The following is a 26,603-nucleotide window of genomic DNA, read 5'->3' as shown; positions in this document are numbered from 1 at the left end:
CTGGCGCGCCATCACCCGCAACTACGCAGAAAACTGCATCACCAACCCCACCGGCACCGGCTGCTAACCACCCAAAAATCAGCGGAGCCCCTGAATCAGCTCCCGGTAAAAGACCACGCCCGCCCCCAGGGAGGAGATGCGCACCTTCTCGTTGACGGCATGCAGACTTGCCCGGTCGACGTCGTCCATCAACAGAGGCGAAAACCTGTACACGGCCGGACAAATTCCGGTGAAGTTCCTTGAGTCGGTGGCCCCCGTCTGCACATAAGGGGTGACCATGGCCTGCGGGTAGGAAGCCGCCACGCACCGGGTCAGGAGCTCAAATTGTTCGCTGTCAAAGCCTGAAATTGGCGATGGATTGTGGCCCGAAAGGACCGTCAGCTCAACGCTGGGATCGTCGATAATATCCCGCACCGCCTGCACCACTCCGGTCACCGTCTCCCCCACAGCGATGCGGATGTTGGCGGTGGCCCTGGCTGTGGACGCCAAAACATTCGACGCCTTGCTACCCTCAAGTTGTGTGATGGCCACGGTGGTCCGCGTCAGAGCTCTGGTTTCATCCCCCACCATGGAGAAAGCCTGCTTCACGAGCGGTTTGAAGGCCCACATATTGGCCGTCACGAGGCGCAATGCGAAACTGCTGTGACTACCAATTCGGCGGAGCATTTCCACAATTGGAGCTGGCATTGACGACGGAAACGGGTTCTCCTCCAACGCCATGATGGCCTGTGCCAGTCGGGCGGTTGCACCCATACGCGGCGGCGTCGATGCGTGTCCTCCGGCGCTTCGCGTGAGCATTTCCAGTTCCAAGATGCCCTTCTCGGCAACACCTATGACCGCCGCCGGCACGCTCAACCCTGGGAACGCCTTTTCCGCTACGGCCCCACCCTCGTCCAGAACCATCCAAGGCTGCACGCCGCGCTCGTTCAGTAACGTTGCCGCGGCCACTGCGCTGTCGCCCGCGGTTTCCTCGTTGTTGCCAAAGGATAGGTAAATGTCGTGGGCTGGGGTGAACCCTTGGTCCAGCAGCGATTCTATGGCAGCGAGAATAACGACGACGGCGCCCTTGTCATCGAGCGCGCCCCGCCCCCAAACGTACTCGCCGTCCTGAATCCCCGAGAAGCCCGGATGGGTCCAGTCATCGCGTGCGTCCACCGGAACCACGTCATAGTGGGCCATCAATACGACTGGCTTGGCACCAGCATCGGCCCGGGTTCCTGCCCATTTGAAGAGCAAGGCGTGGCCGTTGACAAACTCCCGGCTCAATGCCGAATGCACCGCAGGATAGAGCCGCTCCAGCGCGTCAATGAAGCCAGTGAACTGCTCCAGCTCAATCTGGTCACGGGAACTCGAGTACACCGTGCGATAGGTAATGAGTTCACTGAGCTGATCGGCGGCGGGCTGGGCATACTGCGCGCCAATGGTCTCCGGGCTTGGTGCGGCCCCGAAATCCCCTACGGGCGTGCTGGAACCGGAACGGTAGGCCCGCGTCCCCATAACGACGGCGGTGCCGGCGGCACCAGCGGCCAACGCCGCGGCCACTGCACGATTCAACGATGTTGCTGGTCCTTTAGGCATGACACGGATTCTATGCCACCGCACCGGTGATTGGCTGTACTTTCTCACCCACGGCAAATCCCGCATTAACACCAAATGAACAGATGTTTCATAGTTCGAATTTTCATGGACATTGTGTTCTCTGCCACGTACGCTATTTTTTGTGAGCATAACGACGCCAGCCATCTTGGCAGCACAACAACCACTCCCCCTCTTGGTCCTGGACTTTGACGGCACACTCTGCCTTGGCGATGGCCCCGTTCAGGCCTATGCCGATGCAGTCGCTGAACAAATCCCGGAACCGGAGCGAGCCGCACTACAGGAAGGCTTGGCCGCATTTTTAGATCATGATCCTTCCGCTCCGGCATACAAGGACGGTTACGCGGCCGTCGCGGCACTGGCGGATGGCCTCATCGATTCAGCAGGACTCGACTGGGCCTACGCCGAGAGTCGCCGGCGGCTCGCGGCCGGGCTCGTTGAAATCAGCTCGGCCCCGGGTCTGGCTGACTTCCTTAAGAATCTGGACGGGGTAGCTTTTCGGATCCTGCTCACCAACGCCCCCTTGACCGGGGTGCCGGAAACACTGGCCACCTTGGGATTGAGCGACGCCGTCGATTTGATCATCCACGACGCAGGAAAACCCGCTGGCTTTACCGAGCTACTCCCGGCCCTCCTGCAAGACAAGGCGCCGTTTGAGCTGCTCAGTGTGGGCGATGTCTGGATCAACGACATCGAGCTGCCTGGCCGTTTTGGTTGCGCCACAGCCTTTATCGACCGTTTTGACCACCGCACCGGGGCGGCCAGCCTTCGCGCCCCTCGCTTTGAACTGCTGTACGACGCGATCAACACCTGGGCGCAGAATCCAGCAGGCTTTGCATCCTCCAATCCCAGCTTTTCCACTCCCTCCTCAGAAAAGGCACCACTGTGAAAAAGAACGTCTCCAAGCTCTCAGCCCTGGGCGCATTGGCCTTGGCCGGCGCCCTTGCACTTTCCTCCTGCGGCGTCAGCCAGGAATCGGCGGATTCCGCATCCGGCGGAGCCAACTCGACCGTGGCCTGCACGGGAACCAGCGATTCAGCCGCTGCCGCCCCCACGAAATTGACTCTGGCTCTGGTTCCCTCGGGCGACGCCAAAAAGCTGGTTGACACTGTCAAGCCGCTCGAGGAGGCCCTCACCAGCCGGCTCGGCATCCCCGTCAAGGGCGTCATCACGGCCGACTACCAGGCAGCTGTGGAGGCCATCGGCGCCAACCAGGCCCAGATCGGCATGCTCCCGTCGCTTCAAATGAGCCAGGCGTGCGATAAGTATGGCGCCGTTCCGGCCCTGCAAACGCTCCGCAAGGGCAAGTCGAGCTACGCCGCCCAGATGTTTACCAACAATCCGGACAAGTACTGCACGGACAAGCCGACGGCGGGCCCCAACGGGATGCTCTACTGCAACGGCACATCCTCGGGCAACGGCCCGGCCGGGCTTGATTCGGTCGCCAAGATCAAGGGCGCCACGGTGTCAATGCTCTCCCCGGCATCCCCTGCCGGGTACATCTTCCCCGTGGCAGCCATGAAGGCGGCCGGCGTCGCCGTCGAGGATGTCTCCCCCATCAAGGTCACAGCCAATGACGCATCGGTACTGGCCGTTTACAAGGGAGACGCCGAAGTCGGCTTCAGCTACTGGGATGCCCGCGAAGTGGTCGCCAAGGACAACCCCGATGTTGGCAGCAAGGTAGTTGTCTTTGCCTTGACCAACGAGGTTCCCAACGACGGCATGTCCATCACGAGCAAACTCAGCCTGGAGTGGCAGAAGAAGATCAGCAACGCGATGCTGGACTTCGCGGGGACCCCCGAGGGTGTCACGGCGCTGACAGCCATCTACCAGATCACCGGCATGAAGCCGGCTGATCCGCAGAGCTTGCAGAAGACGCAGGAAGCCGCCCACTCCATCGGCCTGGGCTAATAGCACCACCGCACCAAACGCCACCAAAAAAGCGCTGGCACCCCAGCCAACCGCACTGCCACTGTCCCGTTCGCCGGCCACCATACCGGCGGGCGGGACAGCGGCGGCAGGCAGCACAGAGCAACGCAATACATTGCAAGAGAAAGTAGACTCAATGGAGCGCACCGGGGCGGACATCCGCTTTCACGATGTGTCAGTGACCTATCCCAACGGCTTCACCGGCCTCAAGGACATCAACTTGAACATTCCCGCTGGTGAAATGGTGGGGATCGTGGGGCTCTCCGGGGCAGGCAAGTCCACTCTTGTCCGCACCATCAACGGACTGGTCCCCATCACCAGCGGCCAGATCACGGTGGGCGAACACCAACTCAACGGGCGCGGCAGCGCACAGTTGCGCGGCAGGGAGTTGCGCGAGCTGCGCTCCAACGTGGGCATGGTGTTCCAAAGCTTCAACCTGGCCAAACGCACCACGGTCATCAACAACGTGCTCATGGGCAGGCTCTACCACTCCCCCGCCTGGCGCACCCTCTTGGGCGCCTGGCGCGACGACGACGTCGAGCTGGCCATGTCTGCACTGGAACGTGTTGAAATTGTGTCCAAAGCCTACGAAAAAGCCTCCAGTTTATCCGGCGGCCAGCAGCAGCGCGTGGCGATTGCCCGCACACTGGCCCAGCGCCCCATGGTCATCCTGGCCGACGAGCCCGTCGCCTCCCTTGACCCGCCCACCTCCCATGTGGTCATGCGGGACCTGCAGCGCATCAACGCCGAACTGGGCATCACCGTAGTGGTCAATCTGCACTTCCTGGACCTGGCGCGACGCTACAGTGACAGGTTGATCGGCCTGCGCTCCGGCGAAGTTGTCTTCGACGGTGCCGGAGCCGACGCCGACGAATCCGTCTTTGAGAACATCTACGGCAGGTCGTTGACCGCCGAGGACGTCCTGAGCTCCAAGGGCACCCTGTGAGCGGGGCTGGCGCTCCCGGATTCATGCTGGCCCCCGGAACAGCACGCCCCATCAAGCCGCGCCGTGGCACCATGACGGGCGCCGCCGTCGTACTTCTGGCTGCCATCACCGTCTGGGCCGGGATCGGGGTACAGGTTGACCTGCCCGCGATCGCGGCGAACTGGCGCAATGCCACCTCGAACATTGTCCAACTGCTCCAGCCTGACTACGGCTTCTTCCCCAAGACCGTCCCCGCCCTTCTGGAAACGCTGCAGATGGCTGTCATCGCAACCGCTGTGGGTGCCGCAATTTCGCTGCCCTTGGCATTCCTGGCTTCTCGGGCCACGAACCCCAAGCCCAAGCTGCTCGCTGGCGTCCGTTTTGTCATGAACATGGTCCGCAGTGTCCCGGATATCTTGTATGCGGCCATCCTGGTTGCCGTGGTGGGTGTAGGCGCGTTGTCGGGCATCATGGCCCTGGTCCTGTTCAACATCGGCATCATCGTCAAACTGGTTTCGGAGTCCCTAGACGGTGAAGACTTAGGGGCCCAGGAAGCCGCCCTGGCTACCGGCGGCAGCTGGCCCAAGGCCAATCGTGTGGCCATGCTGCCGCAGATCCTGCCCAGCTTTGCCTCGCAGGTTTTGTACACTTTTGAGCTGAACATCCGTGCGTCAACGGTGATCGGGCTAGTGGGAGCCGGTGGCCTAGGCATCCTGATCGACAACGTCCGCAGCTTCTTCAGATACCACGAACTTTCCCTGATCATCTTGGAAATCCTGGTGCTCGTGCTGGTGCTGGAATCGGCGTCATCCTGGCTTCGAAAGAAGTTGGTGTAGCGTGGCCACCTCAACCACAGAACAGCCCCGCACCTCGCGCCCCGTCAAGCCCACCTCCAGGCTGCGCACCACGCTCTGGCTGCTTGTCTCCTTGATCATTGTCGCCGCCTTTTGGTCGGTGAAGATCAAGTGGTCATCGCTGGCAGATTTCCCCGCCCAGCTGGTCAAATACGTTTCCCTCATGCTGCTTCCCCCGGACTGGAGCCAGTTCGGGGAGGCGTTCAATGCCACCATCTTGTCGGTCCAGATGGCCTGGATCGGCACCGTTCTGGGCATCATTATCTCCTTCCCGCTGAGCTTTCTAGCCTCGAAGGGACTGGCCCCGAGGGCTGTCAACGCACCCTTGCGGTTTATTTTCGCCGTGATCCGCGCGGTCCCCGAAGTGGTCATCGCCATCTTGATCCTCTCCGTCACCGGTCTCACCCCGTTCACGGGTGCACTGGCCCTGGCAGTGGGCTCAATCGGCACACTGGGCAAATGGGGGTACGAGGCCTTTGAAGGAGTAGATCCAGGCCCCAAGGAGGCGGTCCGTTCCACCGGTGGTGGCACTCTGGCGCTCATCCGTTGGGGCGTGTGGCCCTCGGCTGCGCCTGACGTCTTTTCCTTCTGGCTGTACCGTTTTGAGATCAATGTCAGGGCCTCGGCCATACTTGGGCTGATTGGCGCTGGCGGTATCGGCAAGATGCTCCAGGACAATGTGCAGTTCAGAAATTGGGACGCCGTGGGCATGCTGCTCATTGTTGTCATTGCCGTCACCATGGGAATCGACCAGATCTCCGGTGCCGTCCGCAACAAGCTGATCCATGGCCGGTGGCGGGCACCTAGGCTGGCATCATGAGCGCACTACGCATCCTTCATCTGAGCGACACCCACCTCCTGGGCACCGACGCGCTTCACTCGGGTCTGGTGGACACCGTTGCCGCCTACAAGTTCACACTCAGCGCTTTTGAAAATGCCGGACCGCTTGACCTGGTGGTGGTTTCCGGTGACGTGTCCGACGACGGGTCCCCGGCCTCCTATGAAGTCTTGCGTTCTCTCACTGGCGACTTCGCGGCCAGGCACGGCGCGCAGGCCATCTACGCCATGGGCAACCACGACGAACGGGCAGGTTTCCGGCACGTCCTTGGCAACGGACATCCGAATTCTGGCGTGCAAGGCCTTGCAGTCGATGAGGGCGTGCAGGGCCCGATTGTGGGCGTCAGCGAGGTGGCAGGGTACCGCATCATCACCCTGGACAGCTCCGTGCCGGGCCGCACCCACGGCTTCCTAGAGTCTGCCCAATTGGATTGGCTGCGCACCGTACTGGCCAGCAAGTCCTCCCTCGGGTCGGTACTGGTCATCCACCACCCACCAGTACCGCCCGTGACTGCTTTGCACCAAGGCATTGAACTCATCAACTCCCCGGCCTTGGCCGAGGTCCTAAGGGATTCCGATGTCCTGGCCATTCTCAGCGGGCACTACCACCATCATTTGACCGACTCACTGTGGACCGGGTCGGACACCATCCCGGTGGTGGTGACCTCCGGCGTGGTCAATTCCAATGATGCCCTGGCCCCTGCCGGGCATGAGCGTGCTATTGCCGGAACCGGTGGAACGCTGATCACTGTCTCGGCCATGGAATCCCCGGCAAACGGTACAGTGGGCCGGGCGCGGATCCGGACTATGCCGATTAACAGGGCTCTCCCACAGGAAATCTCGCCAGCAGTTGTTTTTGACCTCGGCCCAGACACAGTGGTAGACATTTCCGCCAAGATCGCCGCCACCGACGCTGACCGGCTGTTGGCCGCCAGCACTCACACACCCAAATCCTCCCGCCCCACGCTGAAAGACTAGCAAAGTGATTGTGCAAGCTCCTGGCCAAATTGTGGCCCACATCCGTTCCGCTCAACCAGCACTGCTGCCCGCAGAACAGGCCGTTGCCACGGTCTTCTTGCAGCACACCCACCAGATCGTCGAACTCTCCTCACAACAGGTCGCCGATCTCGCCGGGGCATCCCGGGCCACTGTGGTGCGAACCTGCCAAAGCTTGGGCTATTCCGGCTATCAGCAGCTGCGGGTCCTCTTGGCCCGTGACGCAGGATATGCCGCCGCGCCCACTCGTTCACGCGACGTGGGAGCCGCCGGAATGGTGGCCGACACCTTTGTCCAGGTAGGTAATGCTGTTGCGTCCATGGCCGCGTTGCTCGATCCAGCGGCAGTTGCCGGCGCCGTGAAGGCGATGGCCGTAGCTGGGCGGATGTTGGTGGTGGGAAACGGCTTGTCAGCCCCTTTGGCACAGGACATGGCCGCACGCCTGAGCGCCATCGGCCGACCCGCGGAGTCCGCGCTGGATGTGATTGGCCAGCAAATTGCAGCCCGCCTTCTCACTCCTTCAGACGTGTTGCTGATTATCAGCGGAAGCGGGGCGAACAGCTCAACCCTGCGGGTGGCCAAGGCCGCCACGGATGCCGGGGCTACCCTCGTGGTCATCACCGCCTTTGCTCGGTCGCCTTTGGCGGCCATGGCACGATTCTCCTTGGTGGTGGGCATGGGGGAGCTGAGTTTTCGTGAAGAGGTCACCGTGACCAGCAGGATCCCACAGACCATTCTGATGGAGGGTCTGGTTGCCGCCTTGACCGAGGAACTGGGTGAGAAGGCCGCGGCGGCAAAGGCTCTTGCCTTGGAAATCATCAGCGGAAACCTGGACGAATAGCACCCCCTGCAGGAGGTAGGATGTCCTCATGACTGATGCCAAATACCGTCTTGCCCGTGTTCGCCCCCTCGACGCCGTGGCGGCGCCCCTGCCGGAGCAGTTCTTTGTGCGCAACGACGCCGCAGACTTTGACGGCCCCGAGGGGCAGCTCTGGCAGTTGGTCCCCACACCGTTCCCGGCCTCGCCCGCCAACCAGAACAGCGCCGAGCGCGACGGCTGGAACGTTGGCCAGAGCGTTGGCCAGGACAAGTTCACCTTCCTGGCACCCTGCAACCCTGCCAACGTCTTCGGCATGGCCCACAACACCGGCGCACCGGGCCGCGCCCTGCCCCCGCAGGCTTTCCACAAGGCCGCCAGTTCCGTGGTCGGCCCGGGCGATGCCATCAAACTTAGCCCCGGCGTAGGGTACGTTGACCCCGAGGCCGAGCTGACCGTCGTCGTCGGCCAGCAGGCACGAAACCTGACTATGGAGAACGCCCGCGAGGCGATCCTGGGTTTCACGATCGGCAATGACGTCTCCGCCCGTGATGCACAAAAGTCCGATGAACTCTGGATCAGCGCCAAGAGCCCGGACACGTTCACTCCGCTTGGCCCGTGGATTGTTGTGGGCCTGGCAGACCAAGGCGTGCCGATCAACATTGTGCACAACGGCACCGAGCTGACCGCCGCATCGAGCGATGACCTGGGCTGGGGGGTCGAGGAGATCCTGGTTTACCTGAGCTCATTCATGACACTGCAGCCAGGCGACGTCATTATGACCGGATTCCCGGCAGAGTGCCGCCAGATCACCCCGGGCGATGAAGTCATCTGCCGTGTGGGCGGCATCGGTGAGCTGCGCAACCCTGTGGTGGCCGGCGAGTAGGCGCCTGCGGGAAGCTCACAGATAATACCCAGCCCACGTTTTGGGTTACCCCAACAGCAAGTGGCAGAATTGGTGTCCTATGGCAACCGAAACACCGGCCGAACCAGCATCCCTGAATTCAATGCCCAGCATTGGGGCCAACGGGGCAGCACTGATGACAAAGTCACCGGTGTGGCAGAGGTATCCCGTTTTGGCCGCACAGCTGCGCGGTTTTGGCGTGGTCGCAATCATCTGCACCGTAATCTCCATGGCCATATATGCGGGTCTGCGCCCATCGTTGGGGACCCAGTGGGCAAATGCCATTTCACTGATCCTGTGTTCAATTCTGAATACGGACTTGAACCGGCGCTTCAGCTTTGGGGTAAACAGCAAGGAATTCTGGTGGCGTGACCAGCGACGCGGCCTGTGGATCATGGTCTTGGCGCTGGTCATCACCAGCGGGAGTCTTTGGCTGCTGGAAGTGCTGGCCCCGCACGCCTCCATTGTGGTGGAACTGGCCGTGATCGTGGCGGGCAACATTGCCTCCGCTATCACCCGGTTCCTGTTGTTGCGGTACTGGATCTTCCGGCGCCTGCGCCCCTCGCGCCAAGCCGCCAGCTAGTTCATCGTTCAGACGGCGTGCTCGTAGGTTAGGCAATCGGCGTTGTCAGCACCTGGGCCCACTTTTACAGCTGGCGCGCCACACATGAGGTTGTCGTTGTGGGTGCATTCAGTGCGCTGACAGGCACCGATTGAGGCCAACACCTTTGGCAGGCCACCATGGGAGCCGGTGTCGATAAAGGTTGCACATTGGGCGTGGTCGGCGTTCCCGCCAATGGTGATACCAGCTGCACCACAGTGGGTGTGGTCATTGAAGGAACAGTTCTCTACGGCGCATTCCGAGACGGGGACGGTGACAGCCATGGCAATCTCCTTGCGTGTTTCGAATCGGGCCCCGATGGCCCGTTTGCTTTCACCGTACCCCCATATAGCGCCAACTAATTAGTGCCAATTTTGTGCCGTATTTTCCGCTCCCCCTGCTCCACGCGTCCTGGCTTAGCGCCCCAACGCCAGGACGCGACCCACGGCCCGAACCAGTTCATCGGCTGCCGTGTCCAGATCGCTTGCGGTGGTCTGGGCCCCGAAACTAAATCGCAGCGCCGTCTGTGCCACACCGCGCTCAATACCCATGGCGCTGAGCACTGCAGATGGCTCGTCGGATCCCGCGGCACAGGCGGAGCCGGATGAGCAGATGATCGATTTGCGTTCCAGTTCCAGCAGCACAGACTCCCCACTGGTTCCCGGGAAACAAAACGACGCCACCGACGGCAACCTTTTGCTTCGGTGGCCCGTCAGCCGGGCAGCGGGGACGCTGGCAAGGACCCTGTCAATGAAACCCTCCCGTAAGGCTGTGGCGTGCTCGACGGCGGCCACCTGTCCCGCTTCGGTGAGCCGCAGAGCCGTGGCCAGTGCCACCGCGAAGGCCACGTTCTCCGTGCCAGAGCGGTTCCCGCTTTCCTGACCGCCCCCGTGAATCAACGGCTCAAGGGGGACATCGCCGCGCACATACAAAAGCCCCACACCCTTGGGAGCGCCGAGCTTGTGACCGGACATGCTGAGGGCTGCCACACCTAGACCAACCACTGCCAGGTCCAGCCAGCCTGCCGCTTGCACGGCGTCGGAGTGCAGGGGCACCCCATAGTTGGCTGCGACGGCAGCCAACACGGGGATGTCCTGGATAGTCCCCACCTCGTTGTTGGCGTACATGATGGAGGCCACCGCCACGTCGCTGCCTGCCGCACCTCCCAAGTGAGCACCGGCGTCGGCCGCCGATTCCGCAGGCCGTGCCAGCACCCGCTCAAATTCTCCCGGGGCCACCAAGGCGTCGGAATCCACCGGCACCACATCGATGATGAAGCCATGCACGCGGCGCAAGTAGTCGGCGGATTCGACCACGGCGGGGTGTTCGATGGCGCTGATGACCACCCTGTTGCGGCACGGATCTTCGGCCCTCCGGGCCAAGGCAATGCCCTTCAATGCCAAATTGTCGGCCTCAGTGCCGCCGGAGGTAAAAGTGAGTTCCTCGGCGTGGCAGCCAAGCATGCTGGCGCACTGCTCCCTGGCCGCCTCCAGTGCGTTCGCCGCCTGCTCCCCCAGCTCGTGGTGGCTTGAGGGGTTGCCGAATTGGTTGGTCAGGAACGGGAACATCGCCTCGATGACCTCCCGCCGCACCGGGGTGGTGGCCGCGGCATCCAGGAAGATCATTGCTACGCCTCGATCGCGATGTCCAGGCCAAGGTCCAGGGCCCGGACGCTGTGGGTCAGCGCGCCAACGGAAATAATGTCCACCCCGGTTTGGGCGATCGCGGCAATGGTGGACAGGTTGACGTTGCCGCTGGCCTCCACCAGGGCACGTCCGTTGACCAGTGCCACGCCGGCGACGAGTTCGGCGTTGCTGAAGTTATCGAGCATGATGGTGTCAACCCCCGCCGCCAAGACTGGCTCAATTTGTTCCAGGCTGTCCACTTCCACCTCAAAATGGACCGTGTGCGGGAGGTGGGCGCGCACCCCAGCCAGTGCCTGAGTCAGCTTGCCTGGGTCGCCGCCGGTGAGGACCGCCAAGTGGTTGTCCTTGGCAAGTATGGCGTCGGAGAGTGAGAACCGGTGGTTGTGCCCGCCACCGCAGCGCACGGCGTACCGTTCCAGGATGCGCAGCCCCGGTGTCGTTTTGCGGGTGTCGGTGACGCGAGCCTTGGTGCCTTCGATAAGCCGGGCATAGTCGGCGGTCTGGGTGGCGATGGCGCTCATGCGCTGGGTCAGGTTCAGCGCAATTCGTTCGGCCGTCAAGACGGCCCGGGCCAGTCCGGTGACACTCATGATGCGCTCACCGGCGGCGAAGGAGTGTCCGTCGGGCACCAGCTGTTCAACCAGCGCGGCCGGGTCCTGCATCAGCATGGCCGCCGTAAATACCTCGCCGCCCGAGAAGATGCCGGGTTCGCGCGCCACCAGCCACGCTGTGGCCTTCGCCTGGGCGGGAAGGAGGGTGGCGGAGGTGATGTCGCCATAGGGTGCGTCCTCCACAAAGGCGTTGCGCAGGATGTTCTCCACAGAGGTGACCGGGAGGGTTGGCAGCACCATCTCAGGGGTGTGAACTTCAGGGACAACGTCGACGGCGTTCATGCGGATTCGCTTTCAAGGACGGGAAAGTTGGTGAAATCGTGCTGGTGCGAGGTGGAGTGGTACGCGCGGGATTGGTGCCGGATGGGTGCCGAAGCGACCCAGAAGTTCGAGGACCGCCGCGAATTCGTGGCCGCATTGACGGTGGTCGTGGGGAAGTCACCTGTCTCGGGGAAGTCACTGCGGAAGTGGGCACCGACGGAATTCCGGCGGGCAAGGGCAGCATGGACCAGAAGTTCTGCCACGGTGAGCAGGTTCAAGGCTTCGGCACTTTGCCTCGTCGGCGCAATCCCGGTTGGGTGGCGTGCTTCCTGCTGCGAGCGCCACGCCCCTAGGACAGATGCTGCGTATTGCAGACCGGCGTCGTCCCGGACCACACCGGCATAGGCGCCCATGAGCTGACCCAAGGCCTCCTTGCTGAAGGATGGGACGTGGGCTCCTGCACCAGTGCCCGTGCCGGTGCCGCCAGTGCCTGGGCCGTCGTGGTCGTTTGGTTCTGCCGGGATGCGCCGCAGTGACGCGGCCTCGATGCCGGGTCTGTGCCATGGAATTTGGGTGTTCGGCGCGCCGGTGTAGCTTTCGGCAGTCATTGCTTGGACCATGAACGCGTCTACGGCACGGCGGCCAAATACGAGCCCTTCAAGGAGGGAGTTCGAGGCCAGCCGGTTGGCTCCGTGCACTCCAGTGCAAGCCACCTCACCGGCCGCGTAGAGGCCGTCAAGGGACGTCTGGGCGTCGACGCTGGTGGCGATGCCGCCCATCCAGTAGTGCGCCGCCGGAGCAACGGGCAGCCATTCGCGGGTCCAGTCAAAGCCCAGCTCCTGGGTGGTGGCGTCGATGGTGGGGAATCTGCGGGCCAGGTAGCCCGCACCGTGTATGGCTTCAACTCCGGTTGCGTCCAGGAAGACATGTTGCCCACTCCGGCCGTTGCGCAGGTGGGCTGCAATGCTGCGGGAGACCACATCGCGTGGGGCCAGGTCGCCGTCGGGGTGATAGCTGACCATGAAGGCCTCCCCGTCGGCGTCGCGCAATACGGCGCCAGCGCCGCGGACGGCTTCGGAAATTAGGAAGTTCGCGCCGCCGACCATGGCTGTTGGGTGGAACTGGAAGTATTCGAGGTCGGCGACAACGGCCCCGGCCCGCCATGCGAGGGCTACACCGTCGGCCGTGGCTACAGATGGGTTGGTGGTGGAGTCAAAAAGCTGCCCAGCTCCCCCGGTGGCCAGGAGCACGCCGTCGGCTTGAAGTTCCATGATGTTGGAGGCTTCATGCTGCCCGTCGGCAGGGAAATGACGCTGATAGGCCACCCCGCGGACGGAGTTGTACCCCCGTAGCAACTCATGCACGAACGCGTCCTCAATGATTGTCACCGTCCCCGAGGATGCGGCCTTACGCACGGCCCCGATCAGGCCGTCGGCGATGGCCGCGCCGGTTGCGTCGCCTCCCGCGTGCAGGATGCGGGCCGCGGAGTGGGCCCCTTCCAAACCCAGTGCCCGCCGCCCGGTGACCGGGTCCGCATCAAAGACCACCCCGAATCGTTCCAGGGCCGCGATCTCTGACGCCGCCTGCTCGCACAGGATCTGCACCGCCTCGGGATCGCACTGGCCCGCACCAGCTTTGAGTGTGTCGGCAATGTGGGCTTCGACGGTATCCCCCGGTGCCGCATCCTCGCTATCCAGCACGGCACAGATCCCGCCTTGGGCGAAGTGTGTGTTGCTCTGGGCAAGCCTGCCTTTGGTCAGCAGGGTGACATGGACCCCGGCCTCGGCGGCTAGTAGGGCGGCGTAGAGGCCGGCAACACCGCTGCCCACCACCACCAGGTGGGCATCTAGTTCCCTCATGACACTGGCACCGTGGTTTGGGCTGCGAGCGGCTTGGCGGCCAGCATGCGTTCCAGTGCCACCCTGGCGTTGACGGCGATGGCCTCGGGCACCGTGATCTGATTGAGCACCTCACCCCTGAGCAAGCCTTCCAGCACCCAGGCCAGGTAGCCGGGGTGGATGCGGTACATGGTGGAGCACGGGCAGATCACCGGGTCCAGGCAAAAGATGGTGTGCTGCGGGTACTGTGCGGCCAGACGGTTGACCATGTTGATCTCGGTGCCGATGGCAAACGTGCTTCCGGCGGGTGCGCCCTGGATGGCTTTGAGGATGTAGTCGGTGGATCCGGCCTCGTCGGCCGCGTCCACCACCTCCATGGGGCATTCGGGGTGAACGATCACGCGCACCCCGGGAAAATCGGCCCGGGCCTGCTCGATCTGGCCCACCGTGAAGCGCTTGTGGACTGAGCAGAATCCCTGCCACAACACCACCTTGGCGTCCATCATCGCTTCAAGGCCATTGCCGCCCAGCGGCAGTCGGGGGTTCCACAGTGGCATGTTCTCCAGGGGCACGCCCATGGCCTTTGCCGTATTGCGGCCCAGGTGCTGGTCGGGGAAGAACAACACCCGTTGGCCTCGTTCAAAAGCCCAGTCCAGAACGGTGGCAGCGTTGGAGGAGGTACACACGATCCCGCCGTGTTCTCCACAGAAGGCCTTGAGTGCAGCCGATGAGTTCATGTAGGTCACGGGGATAACCGGTACCCGGCCTGCGGAGTCGGGCTCTGTTCCGTAGAGCGCCTCCAACTGCGCCCAGCACGCTTCCACCGAGGGGAGATCGGCCATGTCGGCCATGGAACATCCGGCGGCCAGGTTGGGCAAGATCACCGATTGCCCAGCCCTCGAGAGCATGTCAGCTGTCTCCGCCATGAAGTGAACCCCGCAAAAGACGATGGCTTCGGCCTCCGTACGAGCCTTGGCGGCATTGGCTAGCTGGAAGGAATCCCCCACAAAGTCTGCGAACTCCACCACCTCATCGCGTTGGTAAAAGTGGCCGAGTATGACTACCCGCTCCCCCAACTCCGCCTTGGCGGCGATGATACGAGACTTAAGTTCGGCGTCGGAGGCGTCCTTGTACTCCTGCGGCAGCTGGCCCTGCACCGGTGTTGCCGCCGGGGCCTTGTCCTCGTTGGAGGCCCCCGGACCATAGCCCGGGGTGCCTGCGAGCGCCTCGGCGAGGTCAAACTCCCAGGGCCCCTTGGCAAGATCGTCATCGCAACTCTCCTGCAGGCGGCCAGGTTTTCCCGCCAGCCGTGCCGACTGCTGCTCGGCCTGGCTGCGGGTGATGAGGGCGATGGTGGTGTTCACAGATGACATGGCGTGCTCCAAGGTGTGAGGCAGTGAAGGTGGTGCGAGAGGGTTTGGACAAATCGCGCATTGACCGCGCGAGGGCTTATCTCCTACAGGGCTACAAGGAAGACGGGGGTGCCCCGGAATTCTCGGCGGCCGGGTCGCCGGTATAGCGGTAGAGGCGGGGAGGTCGGTGCGCCCCGCCTTGCAGATACTCATCCGTCGCCTCGATGTGCGCGGTTTGTTTGAGCTGGCGCCTGAAGTTAGCAGGGTCCAGGGTGCGGTTCAGCACCGCCTCATACACCTCACGCACTTGAGCCAAGGTGAAGGTCTCCCCCAGCAGGTGGTAAGCGATGGAACCGTAGGCCATCTTGTTGCGCAGCCGCCACAAGGCGTAGTCAACAATTTGGTTGTGATCGAAGGCCAGTTCCGCCAAACCGTCGGCTCTGAACCAGCGGACGTTATCAGATTCCCGGGCCAGCGCCGCTTCCGTGGGCTGCACCATGGCCCAATAGACAATTGAAACCACCCGCTGGCTGGGCGAGCGGTGCAGACCGCCAAAGGCGTAGAGCTGCTCCAGGTAGTTCGGCGTCAGGCCTGTGGTGTCTGCCAAGTTGGTGGCGGCCGCATCCTGCAGGGACTGGGATTGAGTCAACGGCCCACCGGGCAGCGCCCACATCCCCTCGAAGGGTTCACGGATGCGCCGCACCAGCGGCAACCACAGGGTGGGACGGCCGCTGGATTCACTCGGACGCAAGGCGAAGATGACAGTCGAAATCGCCAGCGCCGGGGGCTGCGCCAAGCGCTCGCTGACGTTCGCCGCACTGATAAATGGCGTACGTTCCACTGCACCTCACCGGCTTCCCACTTAGTTAAGGTCAATATGACTACAACTGAGTTTACGACGGTCACAGCACGGAAACAAATTAACGCCTCATAGAAGCCTCGCGATTACTGCTCCGGGATCTCAGAGGCGGTCGGCGTGCGCGTCACGAATTCCAGGCGGAGCAACGGCAGCCACATCCGGGGTACGGCCGCCGTGAGAAACGTGTCTCCCAGGTCAACCGCCAGCCCCAACACATGCGGGTCGGTGTCCAGGCGCATGCCTGGCACGGGCACGCCGTCGAGCATGACGGGTACCCCGTGCTCAATATGACGTTCAAAGGCCGGATCAAAGAGTTCGCCGGGAAACTCTCCGCGCATGCGTTCCTCACGGAACATGTTCATCACGATGTAGTTCACGTGCTCCACCAGCGCGGCCGGGGCAGTGTGAAACGTGGAGGGGCGCGGCAGGTGGGTTGTGCGCACGGCATCCCACAGCTGCGGGTACTTCATTCGGTCCCTGATCTGCATCACCCACGGAGGCAGGGGCCGTACCGGCTCAACCGCCAGTGCCACCCGCATTTCCTCCGAAAGCTCCACCAGATTGACGGGGTCGGAATGGTTCAACGGGTTCCGCCAGAGCGTATAGGAAAGGGTGGCTACATCAAGGTCTGGGCCAGCGTTGCTGTACTCCCCGGAACGGGAGACGTAACCTTCTTCCACTGCGGGTTGGGGCGAAAATGTCAGCAACGGCACGGCAAAGGCGGCGGCAACTTCGTCGGGGGTGGGCGGCGCGGGAAGATCCTCCGGACGCACGCTGTAATCGAACTCCATGACCCAACCCTGCCGCCTGTCAGTGCCGAGGGCAATACCTGCGGGCATTCACGCATCGAACCCCGATACCCGCCCTACTTGGGGGTAATGGGCCCATGGGGGATAATTTCTGTGGGGAGCACACACCACTTCGCCCCGGGCCGCAGCAAAAGTAAGGCAACACCCCCACCATGAATACCCAGCCAGAGGCTGCCACCGTTTCCCGACCCGCCACGGGCTTGGGTCATTCACTAAAGCAACGCCAACTGACCATGATGGGGCTGGGCAGCGCCATCGGTGCCGGCCTGTTCCTGGGCTCCGGTAAGGGGATCATGGAGGCCGGTCCTGCCGTACTGATCTCCTATCTGGTGGCAGGCACACTGATCATCTTGGTCATGTGGGCACTGGGCGAGATGGCGGCCGCCAACCCCAACTCTGGAGCCTTCTCCGTCTACGCCCAAAAGGCGATGGGCGCGGTGGCCGGCTCCACGGTGGGCTGGCTGTGGTGGCTGCAATTGGTCATTGTGATCGCGGCGGAGGCGCTCGGAGCCGCCGCGCTGCTGGTGACCGTCTGGCCGGTGCTGCCCGTGTGGGCGCTGACCTTGATTTTCATGGCCGTCTTCACGGCCGTGAATCTGACCAGCGTGAAGAACTACGGCGAGTTTGAATTTTGGTTTGCCCTGCTCAAAGTCGGGGCAATCGTGCTGTTTTTGGCGTTTGGCGCAGCCTTGCTGCTGGGGTGGATCCCCGGTACAACGTCCCCGGGGCTGGGGAACTTCACCAACAACGGTGGCTTCGCCCCGCAAGGTCTGGGCGGCATTGCCACGGCACTGTTCGTAGTGGTCTTCGCCTTCGGCGGCACCGAGATCGTTGCGGTGGCCGCCGCAGAGACCGCCGAACCTGCACGCAGCGTGGCCGTTGCCGTCCGTACGGTGGTGTGGCGGATCCTGGTGTTCTACATTGGCTCCATCTTTGTGATCGTCGCCGTGCTGCCCTGGGACTCCCCCGCACTGGCATCGCCCTTCGCCGGGGTCCTCAACGCCGGCGGGGCCGCATGGGCGGGAACCGCCATCACCCTGGTAGCCGTGGCCGCGCTGCTCTCCGCCCTGAACGCCAACCTGTACGGAGCCTCCCGGATGATCTTTTCCCTGGCGGAGCGGGGCGAGGCACCGGGCATTTTCTCCCGCACTACCGCCGCCCAAGTGCCACTGGTGGCCGTCGCCGTCTCGGTCGCCTTTGGTTTCGCCGCAGCCATCTTAGAACTCCTCTTCCCCGGAAAAGTCCTCGACGCACTGCTGAACCTGGTGGGCTCCACCTGCCTGATGGTGTGGGGTTCGGCGCTCATCTCGCAGCTGATTCTGCGCCGCCGTGCCGACCGAACGGGCACCATCCTCCCCTTGCGGATGAAGGGCTTCCCCGTCCTAACAATCCTGGGTCTGGTGCTGCTGGCAGCCATCTTCATTGTTGGATTCATTGGCGAGCAAAGCCGGGGACAGCTTTTCGGCACCTTTGCACTCGTGGCGGGCATCGCCGTGGCCTGCTGGGTAGCGCAATGGCGCCAGGGCAAGCTCACCATTCGCTAACTGGTGTGTAGCGAACTTTTGTTCTGCGTTCGTCGCAGCTTTTCGCTACTGTTGACGTACGACGGCGGCACGCGCCACCGCGGGAAAGGTTTCCTCATGTCTGTGCACGGCAAGCACGCCGCCCCTGTTCCCACCCATACGATCGAAGGCGCCATGGCCGGCCTGAACGTCGCCGTCTTTAACCCGGAAACCTCTGCCGTACTCCCGCCGGTGTTCCTCATCCATGGATTCGCCTCCTCCATTGAGTTGAACTGGGTGAAAAGTGGCTGGGTCACGGCACTTAACCGTGCCGGGCGCCGCGTGGTCTCGGTGGATCTTCCCGGCCACGGAAAGAGCACCTCCCCCTACGACCTTGACTCGTACACGCCCGGAAAAATCAGGGCCGATCTCTTGCAGATTCTCACCGACCAGGGTGTGCGCCCGCTGCGCGCGGACGATCCCACCTCAGGGGTGGACCTGGTGGGGTATTCGCTGGGGTCCCGACTTGCCTGGGAATTTGGCGCCACCCAGCCCGAACTGGTGCGCAAAATGGTGCTTGGCGGCCCCAACCCGCAAGATCCGCTAGCGGATTTCGATCTGGACGCTGCACAGAACTTCCTCAACGACGGCACCCCCATTGCTGATGCCTCCACCGCCTGGCTTTTGGATATGGCTCAGCTGATCCCCTCGAACGACATCTTCGCCCTCATGTCCTTGATCCAGGCCATAAAAATGGAACCGTTCGACCCCACTGACGCCGTGCCCCGGATGCCGATCCTGCTCGTGGCCGGCGAGCTGGACGAACGGGCCAAGAGCATGTCGGTGCTGGCCGAACTCAGCGGCAAGGCCGATCAGCACATCATCCCGGGGCGCACTCACAATAACGCCGTGACCAGCAGGGACTTCAAGGATGTGGCCATCGCTTTCCTGGCCTGACTCTTGACGCCTTGGCACGCCCGTCACACACTGGAATCACAAGTTCCACCCAGGAGATGGCGTGTTAACGGTTACCCAGGAAACCCTGTCCGGCGCAGGAAAAGTGATCGCCGTCCATGAGAACTACCGCAGCCGTGCCGAAAAGCGTGGCGGCGTGGATCCGGAGAATCCCTCGTACTTTTTGAAGCCACCGTCCTCCTTGAGTCTCAGTGGCGGCATGCTGGAACGGCCAGCTGGCTATGAGCAACTGCGGCTGGGTGGTGAAGTGGCGCTGGTCATCGGCACTGAGGCCCGGCGTGTCAGCCCGGCCGAGGCCTGGCGGCACGTTGCCTATGTCACGGCAGCGAATAACCTCAGTCTCGGCGAGCTGAGCGAAGCCGACAAGGGCTCAAATCTGCGCGCCAACGGCGGTGACGGCTTCACCCCACTGGGGCATTTCCTGCTGGACGCCAATCGTGTGGACCCCGAACAGCTTGAACTGCGCACCTGGGTCAACGGAACGCTGGTGCAAGATGACAGCACCGCCGGGCTCCTGTTCCCGTTCGCCCGAATTCTCGCCGAGTTGTCGCAGCTGATGACCTTGCTGCCCGGTGACATAATCCTGACGGGGACACCCTCAGGGACTTCTCTGGTTGTCCCCGGAGACGTTATTGAGGTCTCCGTGGTTGACCCGACCTCGGGCGAAAGTACCGGACGGTTACAGACCACCGTCACCTCTGGGACCGTGCCGCCAGCTACCTTCTAGGGACGTCATCTCCTGACGTAGGCCCATGGTGGCGGCAGCTGGGGCAGCGGATCATACTGGTCTCATGGGACATTCCACCGAGCCCAGACCGTGGCTTCCTTTCGGTGACAGGCACGACGCCGGCACGCGCCTTGCTCTCAAACTTCACCACCTGCGCGCACAGAGTCAAGCTAACGGTGCGAACCCTCCTCTCGTGCTGGGGCTCACCCGCGGCGGCGTGCCGATCGCAGCCGAACTGGCAGCCTCACTTGGATTGCCGCTGGGCGTACTGGTTGCCAGGAAGTTGGGCGTGCCCGGATCCCCCGAGGTGGCTTTTGGCGCAGTGGCCACGTACGGCGGCTTCACCCATCTCACCCACCTGCCGTTTGTTCTGGATCACCTGCGCCGCGACGGCTACACGATTGCCGAACTGGATGCCGTGGAGGCAGCGGAGCGTCGTGAACTGGCCAGACAGCAGGTACTTTTCGGGCACGAAAGACAACCATCGGTAGCAGGGCGCACCATTCTTCTGGTCGACGACGGACTCGCCACCGGCGCCACCATGCGCGCAGCCATCAGCCTCATGCGAGAGGTGAGTGCCGGCGTCGTGCACGTCTGCGTGCCAGCGGCCCCGGCAGGAACGTGCAGGGAACTTGCGGCGCTGGCTGACGAGATGACATGTCTGCAGCCGTGGCCAGCCATGCATGCAGTCAGCGAGGCCTACCTGCGGTTTGATCAAGTCAGTGACGAACAGGTACTAGCCTGTATCGGCGCCGGGGGCCGTTAACCAGTGCGGAACTGGCATCCGCGCCGTGGCTGCTACTGGATTGTCGCCGGACGGCGCAGGACCATGGCGCTCGCCAGTCCCAGCAGGAAGAGTGCCCCGGCCGCCACGATCGGCACAATGAACGCCGCGTGATACCCGGTGGACTGTGCCAGGGACCCGGCAATGGAGGAACCCAGCGCGGTGCCGGCCACAATACCGCTGGCCAAGGCCGTCATGACCGTGCCCATCCACTGCGGCGGGGCAATGACCGATCCCACGCTGAAGATGGCAACCATGGTGGGGCCCACGGGAAGACCCACCAGCAGCAGCACAATGATCATGGTGCCCAAGGAGTTGGGGAGCAGGAACATTACCGCGCCAGCTGCCATCAGCCCGGCTGTCAGCGTCCACCGCCAGGCGTGCTTGAAACTTACCGGCCAATACGCCACCGACAATGCGGTGACCGCCGAGCTGGCGCCCATCACGGCGTACATCAGGCCAGCTTGGTCCACTGAACCAAACACGCCGGTAAAGGCGGTCAAGGCGGTTTGGGAGGAGCCGAAGAAAGATCCCATGCACACCATGCCGGCTACCGGGACGGCCACCTTGAACCAGTTGACCGATTCGGAGGGCAGGTATCCTGCGTTTCCGCCCACGCCCGAACGACGCCCGGTGACGGCGTGTTGGGTGGGGTGGAAGGCGAACATTGTCACCAGGGCCAGGGTCATCGTTGCGGCCAGGACCAGGGGCAGCCACGGCGCCACCAACGATGCCAGCAGACCAACCAGGGCGGGGCCCAGGACGAACGTGATCTCGTCGGCGGTGCCTTCCAGCGACAAAGCCGTGTCCACCAACGGGCCCTGCTGGTCCTTGGGCATCTTCTTGATCAGCGCCATCCACCGGACCCGTGACAGCGGACCCACCTGGGGTGAGGAGGCACCTGCCAGGAACGTTGTGCCGAGCACTGCTGCGGTGGCGGCGGTGGTGAATTCGGCCGTAGCGTAAACAAGGACGACGACGGCGACCACTGCCACGGCATTGAGCACGGCAGCAACCACGAGCACGCGCTTTTGGCCCAGCCGGTCGGCCAGGTAGCCGATGAGGGGCGCACCAATGGCGGCGCCCACACCCACTGCGCCGGCCGCGAATCCGCCGATGGCATAGGACTGGCTCACGGCAGTGACAAGTGTCAGCACACCGATGGTAAGCATCGCCAGGGGGACGCGGGCAAAAAGGCCCAAGGGAATGTACGATCTGCCGGCAATGCGCGGCAGCATGGTGTAGCGGCCAACTTTTTTGGCGGCCGGCGCACCCGCCACCACTGCGGCGGCATCGGCAGTCGCGGTGTCGGCCGGGGAGTCGGGAACGGGGAATTTCGGGGAAGTCATCAGTATCCGGTCAGCAAGAAATAGTGTGTACCGTCCCCCCACCCGGTACACCGAACCCAAATACCCTTTTAGTCTACCGCCCGTCTGAGGAACGCTCAGAGTTCGCCGATGGACAGCGTTGAACCGTTGCGTCCCTTGCTCACTTGGAGGTGGACGGGGATGCGGGTCTTCATCTCGGCCACATGGCTGACCAGCCCTACCACCCGACCGCCGTCGCGCAAGCCCTCCAACGCGTCCATGACCTGGTCCAGCGATTCCTCATCGAGGCTGCCAAAACCCTCATCAACGAACAGCGTCTCAATGTCCAGTCCACCGGATTCCTGCTGCACCACATCCGCCAAACCCAACGCCAACGCCAGCGACGCCATGAACGACTCGCCCCCGGACAGGGTTGCGGTGTCGCGGCTGCGCTGGGTCCACTCATCCACCACGTCCAGACCAAGTCCGGACTTCTTGTTGCCTCCGGCCTTCGCGTCGGTGTGGGTGAGCGTGTACCGCCCCCCGCTCATGGTGGACAGCCGCGAGGAGGCTGCGCTTGCCACCTGTTCCAGTCTGGCGGCGAGCACGTAGCTGGTCAGCGTCATCTTCAGCTGGTTCTCGCCCCCGCCTCGGACGGCGTCGGCCAGGCCCGCCAGCAGGGTGGCCCGCTCACGCAGTGGCGCCACCTGCCCTTCGCACAGCACGAACGCGGCACGGGTGTCATCCACTTGCACCGCCGCCTTCCTGGCCAGTCCCAGCTCTACTGCTGCCGCCGCCGCTTCGGCGCCAAACTGCAGCGAGTTCTCGTGCAATTGTGCAAGCTCCGCATCCTCGGGCGCGCCGAGCCCGTTCATGGCCTCTAACTCCGCCGCGGCAACCTCGGCCCGTTCCAACTGGGCTGCGTTCAATGTCCCCGCCCGCTCAAATGCGGCCACCTGACGTTGCAGCGCAACGACCTGCGATGGGGGCGCCAACGCGGCACGAACCTGCCCGGCGTTCTCAAAGCTGCTCGGCTCCAACGCCTCCAGAAGTGCCTGGGCGGCCGCCACGCTGGCCAAGGCCGTGCTCTCTTTCCGGCGCAGGGCCGCGGTCAGGGCACCCGTTACCTGGTGGGCGGATTCGATCGCAGCCTCCCTGTCAGTCAGAGAGGCAAAGCCGTTGAGGGCCACGGCCAGTCCTACTTCCAAACCCTCAATTTCCTTGGCCAGCCCGGCCCTTCCCGCGGTCAGGGAGGCAACGCGTTCGGAGGCTGCCAGCAACGCGGTTTGGGCTGCTGCTACGGCGGCTTCGGCGGCGTCGACGTCGGCAGCCAGGGCCGCCAGGCGCGCCGCAGTGGCTGCGGCTGATTCCATTTCGTCCTTGGCCAGTACCACGGCGGACTGCGCCTGGGTCAGATCACCGTCGCCCCCGCGTTCGGCCAGGACCGCGAGCCTTTGCTGGGCTTGCGCCAGCTTACCCCGAGTGATCGCGGCATGCTTTTCGGCGGCCTCCCTGGCTGTTTTGGCCTTCTTTTCGACTTGGACTGCGTCAGTTCCGGGCCCGGCCTGTTCCGACGGCGCCGGGTGCACGGTGCTACCGCACACCTGGCATGGCTCCCCATCGATCAGGGTGGCGGCCAGCTCGCCGGCGGCCAGTGAGAGCCGGCGTTCGACCGAGTCTAGCCAGATACCCCTGGCTTGAACCGCAAGTTTTTGGTCTTTCAGATCCGTCTTCTCCAGCTCCTCAGTGGCGGCTTTTTGAGCCCTGTAGGCCGTAATGCTGACCACCAGTTCCGTGGCTGCGGTGTGCCGCTGCTGCGATTGCTGGAGGGACATGGCATTCTCGCGCAGCCCGGCTGCCTCAGACTTGGCCATGAGCAGCCGTTCCTGGCCCGATGATTGCGCTAGCTGCTGTGTGACCGCCTCAGCCGTGGCCGCGGTGAGCGCTTCCCCATCAGCCAGCTGCTGCTTTCTGGCCGCTGCCACGCGCTGCTCAGCTGGCATGGCGGCGGATACGGCGGCACCTTGGGCTGCCAGTTCCTTCGCCACTTTCTCCAGCCAGGGTAGATCCAGCTCTGGTAGATCCAGATTCGGCAGCTCGGTGCCGGCCTGCTGGTGCGCCATCTGCATGGCCAGCGCATTACCGGCGAAGCTCAACTGCGATTGTGTGGCGTCGAGCTCGGCACCCGAATGCTCGGCAGCGGTTTTCTCCGCAGCATCAACCACGGCGGCCAGTACCTGTGCACCGTGGTGCCGCTGCAGGGTATCCTGCCATTGGGTGGCCTCCGACGCCAACAGTGTGAGGCGCTTTTGTTCCGCCAGGGCGGCATCCCTGGTGGCATGCCTGTTGGCGCGTTGTTCTGCGGCCGCCACCGCCTCGGCCCCTTGAGCGCTCTGGTGTTCGGTGTGCGCCGACTGGTCGGCGGCCTGTTGCACGGCCAACGCCAGCGATTCAACCAGCCAGGCAAAGAGTTCACCACCGGAGGAATGCAAGCCCGGTTTCTGCGTAGAATCCGCCGTGATGGCGTCAGGCTCAGCATCTACCTCGGGAACAGGGTCCTCGCCAGCCACTAGGCCTGCCCCGTCCAATACCGCGATGCTCTGGCTGCGGGCGAGCTGTTCGTGCGCGGCCAGCTGAGCCGTGCCATCGGCCACCAGCGCAGCTGCTTCCTTGGCCTCTGTGCCAAGGCGGAGTTCCATATCCTGGTAGATCTCGGTGCCAAACAGCTTTTCCAGCAGATCTTCACGGTCTTTGGCGCTGGCCCGCAGGAAGGCCGCGAATTCGCCCTGCGCTAGCAGGATCACTTTGGTGAACTGTTCCATGGACATGCCCAGCAGCCGCTGGATTTCGCTGGCCGCCTCATCGTTGCGCTGCGAGAGGGCAATCCAGACGCCGTCGGTTCTTTCGCGCAACTGAGTGCTGGCCTGTTCTTTGGTGGTGCCGGTGCCGCGTTTAGCCGGACGCATCCACTCGGGGCTGCGCCGTACCTCAAGCCGCCTGCCCCCGGCGCTAAATTCACACACCACCTCCGGCCCAATCCCGTCAGCGGCATGGTCGCTGCGCAGTCGTTTCAGTGACGACTTGCGGGCTCCGGGCACCTGCCCGTACAGCGCGTAGGCAACGGCGTCGAGCACGCTGGTCTTGCCAGCTCCCGTAGGCCCGTTGAGCAGGAACAGTCCCTGCGCCCCCAGGGCGTCAAAGTCGATCGTTTCCTGACCGGCAAAGGGTCCGAAGGCCTGAATATCCAAACGGTGAATTCTCACAGTGCCGCCTTCTGGGCGTGCACGGCGGCCAGGGCCTCGCGCAGGACCACTTGTTCGTCGTCGGCGGCGGCCCGGTGCCTGACATGGTCAAGGAAACCGCAGCACAAATCGAGCTCATCGACGGCGCTTGAGACCCGTTCGCTGTAGGATTTTTTTCCTTGGTTGCGTGCATTATCGGGTTCGAACATGAGCACCAGGGTGTGGGGGAAGCGGGTGCGCAACCGTTCCATCGCATTGGCCGGACGGTCGTCATCGGTCAGCGTAATCTGGCAAAAGTGCGACTCTGCCTGCGTCCAGTGCGGATCCTGGAGCAATTGTTCGAGTTTTCCGCGCAGCAGGGACAGCCCCCGCTCCACGGGCCAGTCTATTTTGCTAACCTCCCCGAGCCCGTCAACTGTGATTTCCACCAGCCAGGCCCCCTTGGTGTGGGCGGCTTCGGAGAAAGAATACGGCAGCGGAGACCCCGAGTACCGCACTGTTTCGCTGAGCTGCTGGCGTCCGTGCAGATGCCCCAGTGCGGTGTAGGTGAAGTCCTCAAACAGGTCAAGAGGCACCGCCCCCACCCCGCCAATCGACAAGTCACGCTCACTGGCTGAGGTGATCCCGCCGCTGGCAAAGGTGTGGGCCAGCACGACGGCGGCGCTCCCTGGTGCACGTGTCCCCAGGTCCGCCGTAATCTTGTTCAGGGCGGCCTCCGTGACGGCAAAGTGTGTGGGCGCCTGCGCACCCAGTTCATCGGCCACCAGCCGTGGTTCCAGGTACGGAATACCGTAGATGGCCAGCTGGGCTCCGTCCCCACCGGCTGTGAGGGGCAGGAGTAGGGGCGTGGCGAGATCGGCCACGCGGGTGCGCAGGTGGACACCGCCACGTTCCATGATGCGCCCGCCAAAGCCTAGCCGGGTGGCGGAATCGTGGTTGCCGCTGGTGATCATGATCGGCACCCCGGCCTTGTTGAGCCGGGAGAGGATCTCGTCAAAGAGGTTGACCACATCCACGTTAGGCATGGCCCTGTCATAAACATCCCCCGCCAGCAGGACCACGTCGACGCCTTCGGTTTCCACGGTCGCCAGCAGCTGGTCGGCGAAGCGGCGCTGGGCTTCCAGCGTGCCCACGCCGTGAAACGACCTGCCCAAATGCCAGTCGGAGGTATGCAGTAACTTCATGGTTCAAAACTATCCGACGCCACCGACATTCCCTCGCTCAATCCGGT

Annotated in this window: 24 protein-coding genes; 13 read left to right on the top strand and 11 right to left on the bottom strand. The window is 63.4% G+C overall.

Annotated features, from left to right (window positions below):
* Positions 1-78 precede the first annotated feature (78 nt).
* Positions 79-1,578, bottom strand: coding sequence for a M20/M25/M40 family metallo-hydrolase (locus CXQ94_RS19720; RefSeq protein WP_181034318.1), 1,500 nt, complete (start codon positions 1,576-1,578; stop codon positions 79-81).
* A gap of 142 nt (positions 1,579-1,720) precedes the next feature.
* Between CXQ94_RS19720 and CXQ94_RS19715 the strand changes: the two genes are divergently transcribed.
* The 9 genes from CXQ94_RS19715 (at position 1,721) to CXQ94_RS19675 (ending at position 9,441) form a co-directional block, all read left to right on the top strand.
* Positions 1,721-2,485, top strand: a complete 765-nt coding sequence (locus CXQ94_RS19715) for an HAD family hydrolase (RefSeq protein WP_146070373.1) — start codon at positions 1,721-1,723, stop codon at positions 2,483-2,485.
* A complete protein-coding gene (locus CXQ94_RS19710; protein WP_104092300.1) occupies positions 2,482-3,507 on the top strand; it encodes a phosphate/phosphite/phosphonate ABC transporter substrate-binding protein in 1,026 nt (341 codons plus the stop codon). The genes CXQ94_RS19715 and CXQ94_RS19710 overlap by 4 nt, the downstream gene beginning before the upstream one ends.
* A gap of 154 nt (positions 3,508-3,661) precedes the next feature.
* Positions 3,662-4,471 carry a phosphonate ABC transporter ATP-binding protein gene (gene phnC, locus CXQ94_RS19705; RefSeq protein ID WP_104092299.1) on the top strand — a complete coding sequence of 270 codons (810 nt, stop codon included), beginning with the start codon at positions 3,662-3,664 and terminating at the stop codon, positions 4,469-4,471.
* Complete coding sequence (phnE, locus tag CXQ94_RS19700; RefSeq protein WP_258067260.1) at positions 4,468-5,286, top strand: phosphonate ABC transporter, permease protein PhnE; 819 nt, start codon at positions 4,468-4,470, stop codon at positions 5,284-5,286. Before phnC ends, phnE (CXQ94_RS19700) begins: the two co-directional genes overlap by 4 nt.
* Before the next feature lie 61 nt (positions 5,287-5,347).
* Positions 5,348-6,124, top strand: a complete 777-nt coding sequence (phnE, locus tag CXQ94_RS19695; protein ID WP_258067262.1) for a phosphonate ABC transporter, permease protein PhnE — start codon at positions 5,348-5,350, stop codon at positions 6,122-6,124.
* On the top strand, positions 6,121-7,119 hold the full coding sequence (locus CXQ94_RS19690) for a metallophosphoesterase (RefSeq protein WP_104092297.1): 999 nt from the start codon (positions 6,121-6,123) through the stop codon (positions 7,117-7,119). Before phnE (CXQ94_RS19695) ends, CXQ94_RS19690 begins: the two co-directional genes overlap by 4 nt.
* 4 nt (positions 7,120-7,123) lie before the next feature.
* The gene (locus CXQ94_RS19685; RefSeq protein WP_104092296.1) at positions 7,124-7,978 is read left to right on the top strand and encodes a MurR/RpiR family transcriptional regulator; all 855 of its coding nucleotides are present in this window, start codon (positions 7,124-7,126) and stop codon (positions 7,976-7,978) included.
* Between the two features lie 28 nt (positions 7,979-8,006).
* Positions 8,007-8,840, top strand: a complete 834-nt coding sequence (locus CXQ94_RS19680; protein WP_104092295.1) for a fumarylacetoacetate hydrolase family protein — start codon at positions 8,007-8,009, stop codon at positions 8,838-8,840.
* A 79-nt stretch (positions 8,841-8,919) separates the two neighbouring features.
* A complete protein-coding gene (locus CXQ94_RS19675; protein ID WP_104092294.1) occupies positions 8,920-9,441 on the top strand; it encodes a GtrA family protein in 522 nt (173 codons plus the stop codon).
* An 8-nt stretch (positions 9,442-9,449) separates the two neighbouring features.
* On the opposite strand, the gene CXQ94_RS19670 is transcribed toward CXQ94_RS19675, so the two are convergent.
* The 7 genes from CXQ94_RS19670 to CXQ94_RS19640 form a co-directional block, all read right to left on the bottom strand.
* Positions 9,450-9,743 (bottom strand): DUF1540 domain-containing protein, encoded by a 294-nt coding sequence (locus CXQ94_RS19670; protein WP_104092293.1) that lies wholly within the window; start codon positions 9,741-9,743, stop codon positions 9,450-9,452.
* Positions 9,744-9,875: 132 nt separating this feature from the next.
* On the bottom strand, positions 9,876-11,084 hold the full coding sequence (locus CXQ94_RS19665; RefSeq protein ID WP_104092292.1) for a cysteine desulfurase family protein: 1,209 nt from the start codon (positions 11,082-11,084) through the stop codon (positions 9,876-9,878).
* Between the two features lie 2 nt (positions 11,085-11,086).
* Entirely contained in the window at positions 11,087-11,956 is an 870-nt protein-coding gene (gene nadC / locus CXQ94_RS19660) for a carboxylating nicotinate-nucleotide diphosphorylase (protein ID WP_104092309.1), read from the bottom strand.
* A gap of 38 nt (positions 11,957-11,994) precedes the next feature.
* Positions 11,995-13,836 (bottom strand): L-aspartate oxidase, encoded by a 1,842-nt coding sequence (locus CXQ94_RS19655; protein WP_104092291.1) that lies wholly within the window; start codon positions 13,834-13,836, stop codon positions 11,995-11,997.
* Entirely contained in the window at positions 13,833-15,188 is a 1,356-nt protein-coding gene (gene nadA / locus CXQ94_RS19650) for a quinolinate synthase NadA (RefSeq protein ID WP_104092290.1), read from the bottom strand. Before nadA ends, CXQ94_RS19655 begins: the two co-directional genes overlap by 4 nt.
* Before the next feature lie 91 nt (positions 15,189-15,279).
* A complete protein-coding gene (locus CXQ94_RS19645) occupies positions 15,280-16,008 on the bottom strand; it encodes an NUDIX domain-containing protein (RefSeq protein ID WP_258067259.1) in 729 nt (242 codons plus the stop codon).
* A gap of 104 nt (positions 16,009-16,112) precedes the next feature.
* Positions 16,113-16,865 (bottom strand): hypothetical protein, encoded by a 753-nt coding sequence (locus CXQ94_RS19640; RefSeq protein WP_146070372.1) that lies wholly within the window; start codon positions 16,863-16,865, stop codon positions 16,113-16,115.
* 122 nt (positions 16,866-16,987) lie between these two features.
* Between CXQ94_RS19640 and CXQ94_RS19635 the strand changes: the two genes are divergently transcribed.
* The 4 genes from CXQ94_RS19635 (at position 16,988) to CXQ94_RS19620 (ending at position 20,805) form a co-directional block, all read left to right on the top strand.
* Entirely contained in the window at positions 16,988-18,379 is a 1,392-nt protein-coding gene (locus CXQ94_RS19635; protein WP_104092288.1) for an amino acid permease, read from the top strand.
* A 96-nt stretch (positions 18,380-18,475) separates the two neighbouring features.
* Positions 18,476-19,294: an alpha/beta fold hydrolase gene (locus CXQ94_RS19630; protein ID WP_104092287.1), complete on the top strand. Its 819-nt coding sequence runs from the start codon at positions 18,476-18,478 to the stop codon at positions 19,292-19,294.
* 61 nt (positions 19,295-19,355) lie between these two features.
* Positions 19,356-20,039, top strand: coding sequence for a fumarylacetoacetate hydrolase family protein (locus tag CXQ94_RS19625; RefSeq protein WP_104092286.1), 684 nt, complete (start codon positions 19,356-19,358; stop codon positions 20,037-20,039).
* Positions 20,040-20,103: 64 nt separating this feature from the next.
* The gene (locus tag CXQ94_RS19620) at positions 20,104-20,805 is read left to right on the top strand and encodes a phosphoribosyltransferase (protein WP_104092285.1); all 702 of its coding nucleotides are present in this window, start codon (positions 20,104-20,106) and stop codon (positions 20,803-20,805) included.
* Between the two features lie 32 nt (positions 20,806-20,837).
* Here CXQ94_RS19620 and CXQ94_RS19615 read toward each other — a convergent pair whose 3' ends face one another.
* The 3 genes from CXQ94_RS19615 to CXQ94_RS19605 form a co-directional block, all read right to left on the bottom strand.
* Positions 20,838-22,172, bottom strand: a complete 1,335-nt coding sequence (locus CXQ94_RS19615) for an MFS transporter (protein WP_104092284.1) — start codon at positions 22,170-22,172, stop codon at positions 20,838-20,840.
* 95 nt (positions 22,173-22,267) lie between these two features.
* Positions 22,268-25,393 carry an AAA family ATPase gene (locus CXQ94_RS19610; protein WP_104092283.1) on the bottom strand — a complete coding sequence of 1,042 codons (3,126 nt, stop codon included), beginning with the start codon at positions 25,391-25,393 and terminating at the stop codon, positions 22,268-22,270.
* Positions 25,390-26,556 (bottom strand): exonuclease SbcCD subunit D, encoded by a 1,167-nt coding sequence (locus CXQ94_RS19605; protein ID WP_104092282.1) that lies wholly within the window; start codon positions 26,554-26,556, stop codon positions 25,390-25,392. Before CXQ94_RS19605 ends, CXQ94_RS19610 begins: the two co-directional genes overlap by 4 nt.
* Positions 26,557-26,603: the final 47 nt, after the last annotated feature.

Source organism: Arthrobacter sp. GMC3 (genome assembly GCF_002929305.1).
Taxonomy (GTDB): Bacteria; Actinomycetota; Actinomycetes; order Actinomycetales; family Micrococcaceae; genus Specibacter.
The sequence above is the reverse complement of the archived record's forward strand: the minus strand, read 5'-3'. Positions and strand labels throughout refer to the sequence as shown.